This window comes from Mesorhizobium sp. CNPSo 4671 (genome assembly GCF_057784245.1).
In genome coordinates this window covers 322,782-338,101 of sequence record NZ_JBWLUW010000004.1, presented here as the reverse complement: position 1 = coordinate 338,101, position 15,320 = coordinate 322,782, and the positions used below count along the sequence as shown (strand labels likewise).

General features: G+C 63.7%; 20 protein-coding genes. 8 read left to right on the top strand and 12 right to left on the bottom strand.

The genetic code is table 11. The features are described 5' to 3' along the window. Positions 1-48: 48 nt before the first annotated feature. Positions 49-894: an LOG family protein gene (locus AC04SF_RS13750; RefSeq protein WP_488478236.1), complete on the bottom strand. Its 846-nt coding sequence runs from the start codon at positions 892-894 to the stop codon at positions 49-51. A 225-nt stretch (positions 895-1,119) separates the two neighbouring features. Here AC04SF_RS13750 and dapD point away from each other — a divergent pair, with 225 nt between their 5' ends. The 4 genes from dapD to AC04SF_RS13730 all read left to right on the top strand — a co-directional run bounded on the left by dapD (position 1,120) and on the right by AC04SF_RS13730 (position 3,670). Then, positions 1,120-1,974 carry a 2,3,4,5-tetrahydropyridine-2,6-dicarboxylate N-succinyltransferase gene (dapD, locus tag AC04SF_RS13745; RefSeq protein ID WP_488478235.1) on the top strand — a complete coding sequence of 285 codons (855 nt, stop codon included), beginning with the start codon at positions 1,120-1,122 and terminating at the stop codon, positions 1,972-1,974. A 72-nt stretch (positions 1,975-2,046) separates the two neighbouring features. Then, complete coding sequence (locus AC04SF_RS13740) at positions 2,047-2,400, top strand: DUF805 domain-containing protein (RefSeq protein ID WP_488478234.1); 354 nt, start codon at positions 2,047-2,049, stop codon at positions 2,398-2,400. Beyond that, positions 2,393-2,770 carry a DUF805 domain-containing protein gene (locus AC04SF_RS13735; protein WP_488478233.1) on the top strand — a complete coding sequence of 126 codons (378 nt, stop codon included), beginning with the start codon at positions 2,393-2,395 and terminating at the stop codon, positions 2,768-2,770. The genes AC04SF_RS13740 and AC04SF_RS13735 overlap by 8 nt, the downstream gene beginning before the upstream one ends. A 126-nt stretch (positions 2,771-2,896) precedes the next feature. After that, positions 2,897-3,670 carry a hypothetical protein gene (locus AC04SF_RS13730; RefSeq protein ID WP_488478232.1) on the top strand — a complete coding sequence of 258 codons (774 nt, stop codon included), beginning with the start codon at positions 2,897-2,899 and terminating at the stop codon, positions 3,668-3,670. On the opposite strand, the gene AC04SF_RS13725 is transcribed toward AC04SF_RS13730, so the two are convergent. Beyond that, the gene (locus AC04SF_RS13725; protein WP_488478231.1) at positions 3,573-4,616 is read right to left on the bottom strand and encodes a 2-dehydropantoate 2-reductase; all 1,044 of its coding nucleotides are present in this window, start codon (positions 4,614-4,616) and stop codon (positions 3,573-3,575) included. The genes AC04SF_RS13730 and AC04SF_RS13725 overlap by 98 nt on opposite strands. Positions 4,617-4,742: 126 nt before the next feature. Here AC04SF_RS13725 and dapE point away from each other — a divergent pair, with 126 nt between their 5' ends. Both dapE and AC04SF_RS13715 read left to right on the top strand, forming a co-directional pair. Beyond that, on the top strand, positions 4,743-5,936 hold the full coding sequence (dapE, locus tag AC04SF_RS13720; protein WP_488478230.1) for a succinyl-diaminopimelate desuccinylase: 1,194 nt from the start codon (positions 4,743-4,745) through the stop codon (positions 5,934-5,936). Positions 5,937-5,941: 5 nt separating this feature from the next. After that, entirely contained in the window at positions 5,942-6,574 is a 633-nt protein-coding gene (locus tag AC04SF_RS13715) for a transporter (RefSeq protein ID WP_488478229.1), read from the top strand. A gap of 40 nt (positions 6,575-6,614) precedes the next feature. Here AC04SF_RS13715 and truA read toward each other — a convergent pair whose 3' ends face one another. Genes truA through AC04SF_RS13690 form a run of 5 tightly spaced genes read right to left on the bottom strand, consistent with a single transcriptional unit; the run spans position 6,615 to position 9,595 of the window. Next, entirely contained in the window at positions 6,615-7,361 is a 747-nt protein-coding gene (gene truA, locus AC04SF_RS13710; protein WP_488478228.1) for a tRNA pseudouridine(38-40) synthase TruA, read from the bottom strand. Positions 7,362-7,384: 23 nt separating this feature from the next. Then, positions 7,385-7,891, bottom strand: a complete 507-nt coding sequence (locus AC04SF_RS13705; protein ID WP_488478227.1) for a GNAT family N-acetyltransferase — start codon at positions 7,889-7,891, stop codon at positions 7,385-7,387. Continuing rightward, positions 7,888-8,841, bottom strand: coding sequence for a methionyl-tRNA formyltransferase (gene fmt, locus AC04SF_RS13700; protein ID WP_488478226.1), 954 nt, complete (start codon positions 8,839-8,841; stop codon positions 7,888-7,890). Before fmt ends, AC04SF_RS13705 begins: the two co-directional genes overlap by 4 nt. Positions 8,842-8,885: 44 nt before the next feature. Next, positions 8,886-9,311 carry a PIN domain-containing protein gene (locus AC04SF_RS13695; protein WP_488478225.1) on the bottom strand — a complete coding sequence of 142 codons (426 nt, stop codon included), beginning with the start codon at positions 9,309-9,311 and terminating at the stop codon, positions 8,886-8,888. Next, complete coding sequence (locus AC04SF_RS13690; RefSeq protein WP_352728432.1) at positions 9,308-9,595, bottom strand: plasmid stabilization protein; 288 nt, start codon at positions 9,593-9,595, stop codon at positions 9,308-9,310. The genes AC04SF_RS13695 and AC04SF_RS13690 overlap by 4 nt, the downstream gene beginning before the upstream one ends. A gap of 153 nt (positions 9,596-9,748) precedes the next feature. On the opposite strand from AC04SF_RS13690, the gene AC04SF_RS13685 reads away from it, so the two are divergent. Beyond that, on the top strand, positions 9,749-10,006 hold the full coding sequence (locus AC04SF_RS13685; protein WP_488478224.1) for a hypothetical protein: 258 nt from the start codon (positions 9,749-9,751) through the stop codon (positions 10,004-10,006). A gap of 3 nt (positions 10,007-10,009) precedes the next feature. Here AC04SF_RS13685 and def read toward each other — a convergent pair whose 3' ends face one another. Continuing rightward, positions 10,010-10,540, bottom strand: a complete 531-nt coding sequence (gene def / locus AC04SF_RS13680) for a peptide deformylase (protein WP_488478605.1) — start codon at positions 10,538-10,540, stop codon at positions 10,010-10,012. A gap of 103 nt (positions 10,541-10,643) precedes the next feature. On the opposite strand from def, the gene AC04SF_RS13675 reads away from it, so the two are divergent. After that, positions 10,644-11,915, top strand: a complete 1,272-nt coding sequence (locus tag AC04SF_RS13675) for a DNA recombination protein RmuC (RefSeq protein ID WP_488478223.1) — start codon at positions 10,644-10,646, stop codon at positions 11,913-11,915. A 14-nt stretch (positions 11,916-11,929) separates the two neighbouring features. Here AC04SF_RS13675 and AC04SF_RS13670 read toward each other — a convergent pair whose 3' ends face one another. The 4 genes from AC04SF_RS13670 to AC04SF_RS13655 all read right to left on the bottom strand — a co-directional run bounded on the left by AC04SF_RS13670 (position 11,930) and on the right by AC04SF_RS13655 (position 15,245). Continuing rightward, positions 11,930-12,742 carry a class I SAM-dependent methyltransferase gene (locus AC04SF_RS13670; RefSeq protein ID WP_488478222.1) on the bottom strand — a complete coding sequence of 271 codons (813 nt, stop codon included), beginning with the start codon at positions 12,740-12,742 and terminating at the stop codon, positions 11,930-11,932. Positions 12,743-12,822: 80 nt separating this feature from the next. Further along, complete coding sequence (locus tag AC04SF_RS13665) at positions 12,823-13,227, bottom strand: GFA family protein (protein WP_488478221.1); 405 nt, start codon at positions 13,225-13,227, stop codon at positions 12,823-12,825. A 133-nt stretch (positions 13,228-13,360) separates the two neighbouring features. Beyond that, complete coding sequence (locus AC04SF_RS13660) at positions 13,361-14,311, bottom strand: cation diffusion facilitator family transporter (RefSeq protein WP_488478220.1); 951 nt, start codon at positions 14,309-14,311, stop codon at positions 13,361-13,363. A gap of 124 nt (positions 14,312-14,435) precedes the next feature. Then, a complete protein-coding gene (locus AC04SF_RS13655; protein WP_488478219.1) occupies positions 14,436-15,245 on the bottom strand; it encodes a transglutaminase-like domain-containing protein in 810 nt (269 codons plus the stop codon). Positions 15,246-15,320 lie beyond the last annotated feature (75 nt).

Sequence of the window (15,320 nt, the reverse complement as noted above, 5' to 3'; positions counted from 1 at the left end):
CGGAGGAACGATCCGGCCCTCAATTCTTCAATTCCCCAGTTCTCCGCCCTACTCCCCTAATTTGTAGAACCGGCTGATGATCCCCCACGCCTCGTCGGCCGTGTCGACGAAATCGATGATGTCCTGGTCGCCGGGGCTGATCGTGCCTTGCTCGGCGAGGAAATCGAGATTGATCGCCCGTTTCCAGAACGACTTGCCGAACAGGATCACCGGCACGCGCTCCATGCGTCCGGTCTGGATCAGCGTCAGCGTCTCGAAGAACTCGTCCATCGTGCCGAAGCCGCCGGGAAACACCGCCACCGCCTTGGCGCGCATGACGAAATGCATCTTGCGGATGGCGAAATAGTGGAAGTTGAAACACAGCTCCGGCGTCACATAGGCGTTCGGCGCCTGTTCGTGCGGCAGCACGATGTTGAGCCCGATCGACGGCGCGCCGACATCGTCGGCGCCGCGGTTTCCCGCTTCCATCACGCCAGGGCCGCCGCCGGTCACCACGACATATTCGCGGTAGTATGAGGCGGCCGATTGCTGCGAGCACAGGCGGGCGAATTTGCGCGCCTCCTCGTAATATTTGCTGTTTGCCTCGAGGTTCTTCTTCTGCGTCTCGTTCTTGGCCGCCCAGGCTTCGCCGCCGGGCTCGGGCAGTCGCGCGCCGCCGAACAGGATCACCGTCGAACGGATACCGCGCTCGGCCAGGATCATTTCCGGCTTCAGGAGTTCGAGCTGCAGCCGCACCGCGCGCAATTCGCGTCGCGTCATGAAGTCGGGATCGTTCCAGGCAAGCCGGTAGGTCTCGGCCCGCGTCTGCGGCGTGTCCGGCACGCTTTTCGACCGCTCCAGATCCTCGTCCGAATGCGGCAGCGGCGTCCACCCCGCCTTTTCCATAGGTGTCATCAAATTACCCGTCCAAATTTCCTTGACTGCGCCGTCCCATGACGCAGGTGCGATTGACCCCCATGGAGCCTTAACATAAGCAGGTTCCGCAGAAGTATCCGGCGGTTTTGCGACAAGAACCTGCTTATGCAAAGACCCAGACAGGCGAAGCATGCCTGGGGTCCGCGCGACTTTCAAAACAGGTTAAGGCGCAGCCCCTTAACAGCTTGGTAATGGAGCGAATTCATGTCGAAGCCCGATCTGGCGAGCCTCGAAAAGACCATCGAGAAGGCCTTCGAGGAGCGCGACACGATTTCGACCGCGACCCGCGGCGAGACGCGCGACGCCATCCAGGCCGCGCTCGACCTGCTCGACCGCGGCGCCGCCCGCGTCGCCGAACGTCAGCCCGACGGCAAATGGCACGTCAACCAGTGGTTGAAGAAGGCCGTGCTGCTCTCCTTCCGGCTCAATCCGATGGCGATCATCAAGGGCGGCCCGGGCGAGGCTGTCTGGTGGGACAAGGTGCCGTCCAAGTTCGATGGCTGGAGCGCCGTCGATTTCGAGAAGGCAGGCTTCCGCGCCGTGCCGTCGTCGATCGTTCGCCGTTCCGCCTATGTCGCGCCGGGCGCCGTGCTGATGCCATCGTTCGTCAATGTCGGCGCCTATGTCGATACGGGCACCATGGTCGACACCTGGGCCTCGGTCGGCTCCTGCGCCCAGATCGGCAAGAACGTGCATCTGTCGGGTGGCGTCGGCATTGGCGGCGTGCTGGAGCCGATGCAGGCCGGCCCCACCATCATCGAGGACAATTGCTTCATCGGCGCGCGTTCGGAAGTCGTCGAGGGCTGCATCGTGCGCGAAGGCTCGGTGCTCGGCATGGGTGTCTTCATCGGCCAGTCGACCAAGATCGTCGACCGCGCCACCGGCGAGATCTTCTACGGCGAAGTGCCGCCCAATTCGGTGGTCGTCGCCGGCTCGCTGCCGGGCAAGCCTTTTCCCAACGGCGAGCCTGGCCCCAGCCTCTACTGCGCCGTCATCGTCAAACGCGTCGACGCCAAGACCCGCTCCAAGACATCGATCAACGAATTGCTGCGCGATTGATCTTTTCGCCGGGCGGGCGCACCTTCCGCCGGCGCGACAATCCGTCGCGCTGGTTCAACGTGGAGGGGTGACATGGACTGGAAATACCTGCTGACCAGCTATGAGGGTCGTATCAACCGCGCGAAGTTCTGGGCTTGCGTTGGCGTCATTTTCGTTGGCGCGGTCATCGCGATGATCCTCGACAACATACTGGGCACGACATTCAACCAGATGCCCTACGGCTTTATCTATTTGCTCTACGGGCTGGCCATGCTCTATTCGGTCTTCGCCGTCTACGCCAAGCGCTGGCATGATCGGGGCAAGTCCGGCTGGTGGAGCCTGATCATCCTGGTGCCCTTCATCGGCGCGATCTGGTTTCTGGTGGAATGCGGCATTCTCGAAGGCGCCAGGGGTGCCAATCAATACGGACCGGACCCGCTTGCCTGACAGTTCAAATCTCACCTGGCTTTTCTTCAAGACATCGGGCCGCGTCAGCCGCGCGGCCTATTTTCTTGGTGGCCTGCTCGTCGCCATCATCCAGGCCTTCCCGCTCTACCGCTTCACGCTGGTGCCGGAAGGCTCGGCCGAGAGCAATATGTGGTCGTTCATCTTCTTTATCGCCTTCATCGCCTCGCTATGGTCGAACATCGCGCTGGCGGTGAAGCGGCTGCACGACCTCGACAAGCCGGGCATCGCCGCGCTGATCCTGTTCGTACCGGTCGTCTCGATCGTCGCCTTTCTTGTGTTGTGCCTGTTTCCAGGGCAGCCTGGGTCCAACCGCTACGGCCGGCGCACCAACGAGCCGGCGCAACCCTGAGCCGGTTGATCTCAGGTCGAATCGACCTGAGATCTGAATCCGGCTCTAAATCAAAGAGATAGAGCATGATGTCGTCCGAAAGCCGCTTCACACTTTTCGGCATCATGCTCTGAGGGCCGATCGGACATGCGCTACCGCACGCTTGATCCGGAACTGATCATCGACACCGCCGAACGGCTTGAGGAACGCGTTGCCGAGCGCTTTCCCAATGCCGGGCTGCGCGGCGTCGCCGCCGAACTGGTGTCGCTGTCGCGCGATCTGGCCAAGGCGGCCCAGGCGCTCGAAGCGCCGATCTGGTGGCTGCGCGGGCTGATCATCGCCGCCGTCCTCGCCGGCGCATTGATCTTCCTGTTCGTCGGCACCATTCTGCCCCTCATCCACATCTCCCAGGCCGACGATGCGGTGCAATCGGTGCAAGGCATCGAAGCCACGATCAACATGATCATCCTTGCCGTGCTCGGCCTGCTGGCGCTGGTCCGCACCGAGGAGCGCATCAAGCGCAAGCGGGTGTTTCGCCAGCTGCACGGCCTTCGTTCTCTGATCCATGTCATCGACATGCACCAGCTGACCAAGGATCCGGCGGCACTCTCGGCCAGTTTCAAGCCGACGGCACATTCGCCGGCCCGCATCACCAATGCCGCCGACCTGGCGCGCTACCTCGACTATTGCTCCGAAATGCTGTCGATCACCGGCAAGATCGCCGCGCTGTTCGCGCAGTCGGTCAATGACGATGTCGTCATCGACGGCGTCAACGACATCGAAAACCTGGCGTCCAACCTGTCGCGCAAGATCTGGCAGAAGATCACGCTGATCGAGAACCATCCGGCGGCACAACCTGTTCCGGCACCAGGCCCGGCGGGCCAAGCCGCGCCGCTTCGGCCGCGCGCACCAAAGCGGTAACGCTTTTCAAGAACGGCGCCGGGGTCCCCGTCCTCTGGGCGAGGTCGAGCACCGCGCCTTGCAGTTCGCCGATCTCCGTCGGCCGGCCGCGCTGCAGGTCGTCCCACATCGACGAGCGCGCCTGCGGGTCGATCGCCAGCATGCGCCGCGCGAGCCGTTTGAACAGCCAGTCCGGCAGCCGCAGCACTGTCGGCAGCAGCGCCGGCCGCAGGCCCGCGATTCGCGCCGGCGCGATGCCGGAGGCCTTCATGGCCAGCAAGGCTTCATCGATCTGGCCGGCCAGGATCAGCCGCCAGCGGCGGTCGGCGAGTTCGCGCGCCAGCGGCAGGCCCGACAGCGCCACCAGCGCGTTGTTGAGGTTCATCAAAAGCTTGCCCCACAGCACGGCCTTCATGTCGCCATGCGTCTCGACCGCCAGCCCTTCGACATTGAGGAAACCGGCGACATCGAGAACGCCGCCATCCTCGATCATCACCTTGCCCTCGCTGGCGCGGTGGACGCGCAGCGGCAGTTCGCCGTCGGGCGATTGCACCACATTGAACGGCACCATGCCGGCCAGCACGGTTCGCTGGCCGGATCCGGCGCGCAGCCTGTCGGCGTTGTCGACGCCATTCTGCAGGCTGACCACCACCGCATCGGGTCGGGCATGGGCCTCGATAAGCGCCGCCATTTCCTGCGTCGCGCCGCTCTTGACGGTCACCAGGATCACATCCGCCTGCGGCAGGGCGACGGCTGGATCGGCGGCTACCCCGAGCGCGTCCGGCTTGAGCAGGCGATCGCGGCCGTCAAGGTCGCTGACGCGCAATCCGCCCTGCCGCATCGCCGCCTCGATGCGCGGCCGGGCCAGCAGCACGACCTGCCGCCCCGCAAGCGCCAGGCAACCGCCGACATAACAGCCGATGCTGCCGGCGCCGGCGATGACGATCCGTTTTTCCCCGTCTGCCATCTCTTAACTCCGCACCGGCCGGACTATACGACATGAAAACCATAATGTCGGCGGCATCGTCTGCCATTGCGCTGGCCCCTATGTCTGCCCGTGACAGGCCCACCGCTTTCGACTATCGCTTTTGCCATGACGCTGCCGACCGACCCCGCCGCAAACCTTGCCGCCCTTATCCGCTGTGCCTCGGTGACTCCCGCCGAAGGCGGTGCGCTGAGCGCGCTGGAAACGATGCTGAAACCGCTCGGCTTCCTGGTCGATCGGCCGGTCTTTTCGGAAGACGGCACGCCCGACATCGAGAACCTCTATGCAAGGCGGTCCGGCAACGGCCCGCATCTGATGTTCGCCGGCCATACCGATGTCGTGCCGGTCGGCGACGAGGCCGCCTGGACGCATCCGCCTTTCGCCGCCGAGGTCGCCAACGGCGACATGTATGGCCGTGGCGCCGTCGACATGAAGGGCGGCATCGCCTGTTTCATCGCCGCGATAGCGCGCCATGTCGAGACGCATGGCGGCCCCAAGGGCTCGGTCTCGCTGCTGATCACCGGCGACGAGGAAGGCCCGGCCATCAACGGCACGGTCAAGCTGCTCGAATGGGCCGCTTCCAGGGGCGAGAAATGGGATGCCGCGATAGTAGGCGAGCCGACCAACCCCGACGCGCTCGGCGACATGATCAAGATCGGCCGGCGCGGTTCGCTGTCCGGTTCGATCACCGTCAATGGCCGCCAGGGCCATGCCGCCTATCCGCAGCTTGCCGACAATCCGGTGCGCGGGCTGATCGGCCTGGTCGACGCCTTGCTGCATCCCGCCTTCGACAAGGGAACCAGGGATTTCCAGCCGACCAATCTGGAGGTCACATCCATCGATGTCGGCAATCCGGCTACCAACGTGATTCCCGCCAAGGCAACCGCGACCTTCAACATCCGCTTCAACGACACCTGGACGGCCGAGACCGTCCAGGCCGAAATCCACAACCGGCTCGACCAGGCGGCGAAGCGCAAGAAGTACCGGCCGGGCAAGAAGACGCCGGTCGACTACGACCTCGTCTGGCGCGACCGGCCAAGCCATGTCTTTCTGACCCGCGACGACAAGTTGGTCGACACGCTTGCCGGCTCGATCATGGCGGCGGTCGGCAAGAAACCGGCGCTGTCCACGTCGGGCGGCACGTCGGATGCGCGCTTCATCAAGGATTACTGCCCGGTGGTCGAGTTCGGCCTGGTCGGCAAGACCATGCATATGGTCGATGAGCGCGTCGCCCTTGCCGATCTCGAAACGCTGACGCGGATCTACCAGCGCTTCATCGAAGACTGGTTCGGGCAGGGCTGAGCAGCATGCTTTCGGCGGATGAAACCCAAGCTTCGCTGACCGGTGCCTGGCGGCTGATGCTCGGCAAGGTCGACGGCCTGCGCCTGCTCGACCTGTCGGCGGACGGTTTCTGGAATTCCTTCTACGCCATCGTCGTTGCCGCGCCGGCGCTGATTGTCGGCTGGGTCGGCATCGCCAACCAGATCGGCGATCCCGACGCCTTCGTGGGCCGTTTCAGCATGCTGGTGCGCCTGGCGACGGTCGATATCGGCTCCTGGGTGCTGCCGCTGGTCGCGCTCGCTTTGGTCGCGCCGCGCGCCGGCATTGGCGGGCGCTTCGTCCACTATGTCGTGGCCAGCAACTGGGCCTCCGCCATCACGGCCTGGCTGATGTTGCCCTCGGCGCTGATCAGGCTTTTCCTGACGTCGGCAAGCCAGGTCTCGAGCCTTGTGTCGCTGCTCCTGTTTGCCCTGTCGATGGTGCTGACCTGGCGCATGACCAACGCCACCATCGGCAAGGGCGCGGCGGTCGGCACCGCCGTTTTCGTCGGCATGTTCATCGCTTCGCTGCTGGTGCTGTTCGGGCTGCAGATGCTGCTTGGCATCACCGTGCCGGACGATATCGGGACCCAGAGCCTTTCCGCACCGTTCCCGGGGTAGAGCCTGCCGGCTCATCCTGAATAGAGCCTCCGGACTCTATTCAGGGATAATCGACCCCAATGAGGAAAAGCCCGTCGGGCGGCGCCACCTGGCCGCAGGCGGCGCGGTCGCGCGCATCGAGCGCCGCCTTGAGGTCGGCCTCGGTCCAGCCGCCATCGCCGACGCGCTTGAGCGAGCCGACCATGGAGCGCACCTGGTTGTGCAGGAACGAACGGGCCGAAGCTCTCACCTCGATCATGTCGCCCGCCCGGGTTACATCCAGCCGCTCCAGTGTGCGAACCGGGCTGTTGGCCTGGCACTGCGTCGAGCGGAAGGTGGTGAAGTCATGCCGGCCGAGAAGGAGTTTCGCGGCCTCGTGCATGGCGCCGGCGTCAAGCCGCTTCGGCACCCACCACACCTTGCCCTTTTCCAGCGCCGCGGGCGCGCGGCGGTTGAGGATGCGATAGAGATAGTGGCGGCCGGTGGCCGAGAAGCGTGCGTCGAAATCGTCGGCCACGACCGTCGCCTTCAGGATGGCGACATGCGCGCCCGCCGCCTGCAGATGGGCGTTGACGGCATCGCGCACCTTGTCGCCAGGCCATGTCTTGGCGAGCTCGGCATGCGCCACCTGGGCGCTCGCATGCACGCCGGCATCGGTACGACCGGCGGCGCGCAGCCGCACCGCCTCGCCGCAGAATTTCTCGATCGCCTGCTCGATCGCCTGCTGCACCGAAGGCTGGTCGGCCTGGTGCTGCCAGCCGGCAAACAGGCTGCCGTCATATTCGATGTCGAGGCGAAAACGCGGCATGCCGGCAGCTTATACGCTCTCGCCTAGGCGGCGAGAGCGGTGAAGGCCGAGGCATAGACCAGCCTGCCGGCCTCCGGAGCGTCGCCCCAGGCCAGCGCCTGCAGCGCCTCGCCCTGGTATTCGCTCTCGAACTTCTCGGCCCGCGCATGGCTGTAGCCGAAACGGCCGTAATAGGCCGGGTCGCCCAGCACCACCGCCAGCGTCTCGCCGGCATCCTTGAGCCGGATATGTGCCTCGCGGATCAGCGCGCCGCCAATGCCGCTGCCGTGGAACGAAGGTTCCACCGCCAGCGGCGCCAGTGCCACGGCCGCGAAGCTCTTGCCGCCATTCTGGACGAACAGCCGCGAAAACAGGATATGGCCAACCACCTGGCCGTCTTCTTCCGCCACCAGTTCGACGACGGCGTCGCCGCCAGTCACCAGCGCGTCGACCAGTCCGGCCTCCGCCTGCTGGCCGAAGGCGTGTTCCTCGACGAGGCGAATGGCCTCGCGATCCCGCGGCGTCGCCGCGCGTATCGACATCATGCTCATGAGAACTTCATTCCTTTTACGATCTTGGCTCCGCGCAGGAATTCCGACGCGGCGGCGGGCTTTCCGCCCGCACGTTGAACTTCGACCAGTCTGATCGCGCCTGCCCCGCAGGCGACCGCCAGCCGGTCATCGAGAATTCCTCCCGACTCACCCAAATCGTCCGAAAGCGACAAGCCTTCGGACAGCGTCGAGCGAAGCAGTTTCAGCCGTTCCATGCGGCCGCCAATGTCAATTTCGGACCAGGCACCGGGAAAGGGCGACAGGCCGCGAATGTGATTATGGACTTCGGCTGCGGGCCGCGTCCAGTCCACATGCGTCTCGGATTTATCGATTTTCCTGGCGTAAGTCACCCCTTCAGCCGCTTGCGCGGTAAATGTCAGGGTGTTCCTTTCCAGCTGCGCCAGCGCTTCCACCATCAGGGCAGCGCCGACACTCATCAACCGATCATGCAGATCGCCGGCCGTCATATCGGGTTCGATGGCGCATTTTTCAAGCAATCCCACCGGTCCGGTGTCCAGGCCCGCTTCCATGCGCATCACCATCATGCCGCTTTCCGGGTCTCCAGCCATGATGGCGCGCTGGATGGGGGCGGCACCGCGCCAGCGCGGCAAAAGCGATGCATGGCCGTTGATGCAGCCAAGCCGCGGTGCGTCGAGTATGGCCTTCGGCAGCAGCAACCCATAGGCGACGACCACGGCGATATCGGCCCGCAGGGCGCTGAAAGCAGCCTGCTCGGCCTCGCCCTTGAGGGATGTCGGCGTGCGCACCTCAATGCCCAGCCGCTCGGCCTCGCGCTGCACCGGCGACGGCGTCAGCTCCAGCCCGCGCCGACCGGCGGCACGCGGCGGCTGCGTGTAAACGGCTGAAATCTCATGTCCTGCCTCGGCAATGGCGCGCAGCGTCGGCACCGAAAACTCCGGCGTACCCATGAAGATGACGCGAAGGGGCATTTTTCTTCCGATACCCTGTTTCTTTCTGCGTACCGTGAGCCGGCTCACGCCCCTGCTTCAAACGGGTTTACCAGCTTCAGGTCAAGCCCGTCGAAGTCACGGACATTGCGCGTCGCAAGCGTCGCATCATGGGCGAGGCAGATCGCCGCGATCATAGCGTCGGAAAGACTGATAGGGCGCCCGATCCTTTCGCGTGCCGCACGCAGCCTGCCGGCAAGTCGAGGGATCGAACCGGCAAATTCCACGACACGACCAGCGAACTGCTGCGAAATCAGCTGATCGAGCACGCGAACATAGCGGTCAGATCCGGTCTTGTTCAAAAACCGTTCGGCACCGAAAGACTGCTCCATGACGAATGGTCCGCATATATAGAGGGCGAGAAGATCCTGTTTGCGGAACCAGGTGGAGACATTCGAGTCGGGCACCGGCTTGCTGGCCTCCGACACAACATTTGTATCGAGGACAATCACTCGAAATCCTCGACTGGACGACCGAAGTCGCGTTTCCTGTCTGCTTCGATTTCGTCCATTATCTCCGAGAACTCGTCGCCGATTGCGTTTTCCGCAGCGAACGCCGAACGAATGGCATCCCACGCGGAAAGTCCCGGTTCCGGCTTGGCCTCTTTCTCCGCGACCATGCCTTTGCGCAGAAGATCGATGGCCTTTCCGGACAGGCTCTGGCCGCCCTTGCGCGCTGCCTGTTCGATTTCGCGCTTCAAAGGTTCGGGAATATCTCTGATCAACATGTCGCCCATGGGCATCTCCAGGGTTTGATATCAATGATATCATTCCCGGAACCCTTGATCAACAAGAGCTGCAATCTTCCGCCGCCACTACCTAGAGAGTTCGTTAACGCAACACCAATAGTCTGCGCGTATGATTCGAGCACCTATCCCTAGGAGCCTCATATGCAGCGGGATCAAAAGCCTTTTGGGAAACGCAGAGCACCCTTCGCCGAGTTCAAAACAGTTGAAGAACAATATGAGAAAGGCGAACTGTCGAGGCGAAGGGAAAGCAATTTCGCGATTTATATCAGGCCCCTCGTAGCAGGGGCGATCGTCATGGTTTTGATTTTCTCACCAGAGTCCCGTGCGCTCGCAATTGAAATCGGCGCGAAAGGAATCGAGATAAGCAAAGAATGGGTTCTGCGTGGCTTGCTAGAGTAAATCCTATCCCACCAGCTTGCCCGGCGCCTTGTCCCTGGCGAGCTTCTTGAACTTCTTCACCACCATGTCGCGCTTCAGCTTCGAGATGTGGTCGATGAACAGCACGCCGTTGAGATGGTCGATCTCGTGCTGCAGGCAGGTCGCCATCAGCCCCTCGGCCTCCATCTCCTGCAGCTTGCCGTCGCGGTCGAGATATTTCACCCGCACGGAAGCGGGGCGTTCGACCTCGGCGTAATAGTCGGGGATCGACAGGCAGCCTTCCTCGTAGACGGAGCGCGCCTCGGCGCTTTCCAGGATTTCCGGGTTGATGAAGACATGCGGGGCCGGCGTTTCGTCTTCCTTGGCCAGGTCGATCACCAGCATGCGCAGCGGCTCGCCGATCTGGATTGCCGCCAGCCCGATGCCGGGCGCGTCATACATGGTCGCCAGCATATCGTCGGCAAGTTTACGCAAGGGCGCGTCAACACGCTCCACCGGCTTGGAAAGCTGGCGCAGGATGGGATCGGGAAGGATGATGAGCGGCTTGATCGGCATGGCGTCCCACGTAAGACGTTCAGCGAAAAGCGTCAACCGGTGCGCCTGAGCCTCGTTCACGTTTTGATCTGTGCCATCAGGCCGAATCGGCTATGCTGTCCACATGAATGATCTGAGCACCATCCTTTCCGAGCCCGTCGCACGACTTGGCGCCTCGACAATCACCCTCGGCCACGCCCTGGCCTTCGGCGCCTTGTTGTTTCTTGGCCTGTTCGTGGCGCTGGTCGTCGCGCTGTGGCGGTCGGCCAAGGCGCGCGCGATCGCGGCCGCGGAAGCCGCCGACCATGCCCGCGACGCCGAGGCGCGGATGGCCGGCATCTTGCAAAGCCAGGCCGAGATGCAGGGCCGCATGGGGGCCATCGCCGAAGTATTCGGCGCCCGCCAGGCGGAGCTGACGCAGTCGATTGGCCAACGCCTCGACGCCATGACCGGCCGCATCGGCCAGACGATGACCGAGCAGACCAAATCCACGCATGAGAGCCTGGCCAAGCTGCAGGAGCGGCTGGCCATCATCGACGTCGCGCAAGGCAACATCCAGTCGCTCGCCGGCCAGGTCGTGCAGCTGCAGGCCATCCTCTCCAACAAGCAGACGCGCGGCGCCTTCGGCCAGTCACGCATGGAGGCGATCGTCGCCGACGGTCTGCCGCATGGCGCCTATGAATTCCAGGCAACATTGTCGAACGGCAGCCGGCCCGATTGCCTGGTGAAGATGCCCAACGGTGCGCCGTCGCTGGCCATCGACGCCAAGTTTCCGCTGGAAGCCTGGAACGCCATCCGCGCCGCCGACGGCGCCGACCTGCAGAAGGTCGCGGCACAGGCCTTCCGCCGTGACATCGAGATCCATGTCCGCGACATCTCGGAAAAATACCTGATCCAGGGCGAGACCCAGGACACCGCCTTCATGTTCGTGCCGTCGGAATCGGTGTTCGCCGAGATCCACGAAAATTTCGAGGCTGTTGTCCACAAGGCGCACCGCGCCCGCGTCGTCATCGTCTCGCCGTCGCTGCTGATGCTGTCGATCCAGGTCATCCAGGCGATCCTCAAGGATGCCCGCATGCGCGAACAGGCACATCTGATCCAGGGCGAGGTGATCCGGCTGATGGAGGATGTCGCGCGTGTCGACGAGCGCGTGCGCAAGCTACAGGTCCATTTCGGCCAGTCGGCCAAGGACATCGACGATATCCTCGTCTCGACATCGAAGGTGACCAAGCGCGGCCAGAAGATCGAGGCGCTGGAGTTCGGCGCGCAGGCCGAAGGCGATGCCGCCCCGGACGCGCCGTCACGGGCACCGGCCGCCAAACTCGAGCCCGGCCCGCGCGTTGCCGATTCGAAGACCGGGCAGCTCAGGCTGCGCGTCGTCGAAGGCGACGACTGAACGGATAATTTTGCCTACGCCACAGCCACGATGACGTGCGCCTGAATTTTGGCGGCAACCGCGCCGCTGCCATGTCTGGCCGCAATCGCGGATGCGGCATAGTCCGTCGCGGCGTCGAGTTTGCCCGGATCCCGGGCCTCGATTTCGGTGCGAAGCACCGTTCCCTGGCAGTAAGCGACGGCCGGAATGCGCGGCGAGGGCGCACGGCTTTGTTCGGCTCTCGTTTCGATAGCCACACCGGAGAAGCCGGCCTCTTCCAGCTCGCTGCGGATCAGTGTTGTATCGTGGCAGCCATGCGGCGTGCGGGCGAGAAAGCGCGGCGGATCGTTCGGGAAAATCCTGGCCAGCGCATTGGTCACATCATCGGCAAACACATTCTCCTCAATGCGATCCCATACGTTGAACAGGAAATGTCCGCCGGGCTTCAGCACCCGCCTGGCCTCGCGGTAGGCGGAGGGGCGGCTGGGAAAGAACATCGCGCCGAACTGGCAGCAAACGAGATCGAAGGCCGCATTTTCGAACGGCAGCGCCATGGCATCGGCCTGGCGCCATTGGATGCGACTGTCGGGAGCCTGTCGCGAAGCGGCATAGTCGAGCATCGGCTGGTTGAGGTCGGTCACGACATAGCTTGCGTCAGGGGACAGTTTTGGCGCCAAGGCGCGGGTGACGACCCCGGTGCCGGCGGCGACTTCCAGAACGGCTTTGGGCGAGAAGGACGCCGCTCGCTGTGCGAGGTCCACGGCGAACGGCTCGAAAATCAGCGGCACCATGTAGCGGTCGTAGTTTTCCGGGATCGAGCCGGCAAACAGTTTGTCCGTTTCCAACATCGCTATCACCCGCCCTTTGATGGTGGGCGAGGCTAGCACATAATTGGTGGTTTGGGTCGCGTTCGACCGAGAGGCGGGTGCTACTGCTCTTCCACGATGCTTATGCCATCGAATTCCGGAAGCCAGTGCAAGGCCGACCGGTGCCACTTCTGTTGTGTCGGCACCAGATCCTCGCGTTGCCGCGCCGTGCCCACCCTGATCCCATAGACCTTCGGGCCGTCGCCGACCGAAGTGGCGTAAAGATGCGAACCGCACTCGCCGCAGAAGGCCTGGGCGCGCTTGGCGCCGCTCGATCCGGTCTTGATATAGATTTTTGGCGTGCCCCGGGTGATCCGGTAGTGATCCTCGGGCGCGGGAACGGTGACGCGAAAGGCCGTGCCGGTCAGCTGCTGGCAGTCCGTGCAGTGGCAGATGGAGGTCTTTGCCGGGTCGACCTCCGCCTCATAAGTGATGGCGCCGCAATGGCACCCGCCGTCGATCTTCATGGTCATTCCTCCGAAATCCGTCGCCTGATCTTAGCAAGGCAATGCGACGGGGCAACGGTGCAGTGCTGGTCCAGGATTAGCAATTCCAGGAAAAGTGTGAGCGGTTTTCCGTCCGGAATTGCGCAAAAAGGAGTTAGGATGCGGTTTCGATCAGCTTGCGCCGCTGCTCCCAGGTGCCCGTGGTCTGCGGCTTGACGAACAGCCGCGTGATTTCCGGCATCTCCCTCTTCAGCCGTGCCTCGATGCGTTCGACGCAGGCCTCGATCTCCGGCGCCGCCAGATGGTCCTCGAATTCGATGCTGAGGCCGGCAACGATCTCTTGCGGTCCCAGGTGGACGGTCAGGACGCCGTTCGCCCGCTGCACCGCCGGATCCTGCTGGGCGATCGCCAGCACCTTTCTCTGCACCTCGGGCGAGGCCGGTTCGCCAATGAGCAGGCCTTTGCTTTCACGGGCGAGGAAAATCGCCGTCGCGCCGAGGATGAGCGCGATGCCGATCGAGGCGGCGCCGTCGAGCTCCGGCATCTCCAGCATCTCCGCCGCCAGTATGCCGGCAAAGGCGACGATCAGGCCGAGAAGCGCCGCGCTGTCCTCGAACAGCACGGTGTAGACACTCGGGTCCTTGCTCGACTGCACCGCCTGCAGCCAGCCCTGCGTGCCTTTCTCTCGGCGGAACTCCTTCAGCGCCACCATCCAGGAGCTGCCTTCGAATAGGAAGGAGAGGCCCAGAACGATATAGTTCACCTTGACGTTGGCGGCAGGTTCCGGCGCTATGATGTGGACGATGCCCTCGTAGAACGACACGCCGGCGCCAAGCGCGAAGACCAGCAGCGCCACGATGAAGCTCCAGAAATAAAGTTCGCGGCCATGGCCAAGCGGATGCGCGCGGTTGGCCGGGCGCGCGGCGCGGTGCATGCCGTAGAGCAGCAGCCCGCCATTGCCGGTATCGACCAGCGAATGCACGCCTTCCGACAGCATCGCCGAACTGCCGGTGAAGAAGGCGGCGGCGAATTTGGTCAGCGCGATGGCCAGATTGCCGGCGAGCGCCGCATAGATGACCATTTTGGAGCCGCCATGCCCGGCCATGCAATTGGTCCCCGTTCAACGCACCCAGTCTAACGGCCGGGCGGCCGAAGCTCCACTACAACGCGCCAACGGCCAGGTCGTTCAAGATGCGATTTGCCCGGGACCGGCCGGCGGAAGACGGCGGCTATTCGACGATCTCGTCGGTCCACACCTTGAAGCCGGCGAGCGTGCCCGGGCCGAAAATATGGGTCAGCGGCACATCCGCAGCGTCACGGCCCGAGGCGATCAGGATGCGGCCGATGCGCGGTGCATTGTTGCGCGGGTCGAAGACGTGCCAGCGGCCGCCGAGATAGACCTCCATCCAGGCAGCGAAATCCATGCTCGACCATGGCTTCGGCATGCCGATATCGCTGATGTAACCGGTGCAGTAGCGCGTCGGGATGTTGAGCGCCCGACAGAAGGTGACGGCGAGATGCGCGAAATCGCGGCACACGCCGCTCTGCTCGCGATAGGTTTCCGCCGCCGTGCGCGTCGGCCTTGCGTTGCCGTAATTGAAGACGATGTGGTTGTGAACGAAATCGCACACCGCTTGCACGCGCGGTATCCCGAGCGGCGTATGGCCGAACAGCCGCCACGCTTCGCTGGCCAAAAGGTCGCTCTCGCAAAACCGGCTGGGCAGCAGGAACAGCAGCGTTTCCGCCGGCAGGTCGCGCACCTCGTGCTGCCAGGCCATCAGCTCGCCCATTTCGAAGGTACCGGGGGCGCGGATCACCGCATCCGTGCCGAAGGTGAACCGCCCGGGCGGAGCCACGAAGCGGTTGCACCAATTGCCGAAACTGTCGCGATAGCTCTCGATCGGCACCGGTGGGTTCGAGGTCAGGAAATCCGGGCGCTCGAGATCGGAGGCGCGGGAATAGTGGACATTGAGCATCGCGATGAGCGGCGTTTCCTGCGGGAAGTCGAAACTCATCTCGCAGCCGATGTGGATCCGCATTGTCGTCCTGACGGCCTGCCCGACGATCACCCGGCGAATGCGCGGGTCGATGCTGCAGTGCGAAGATGAACATGA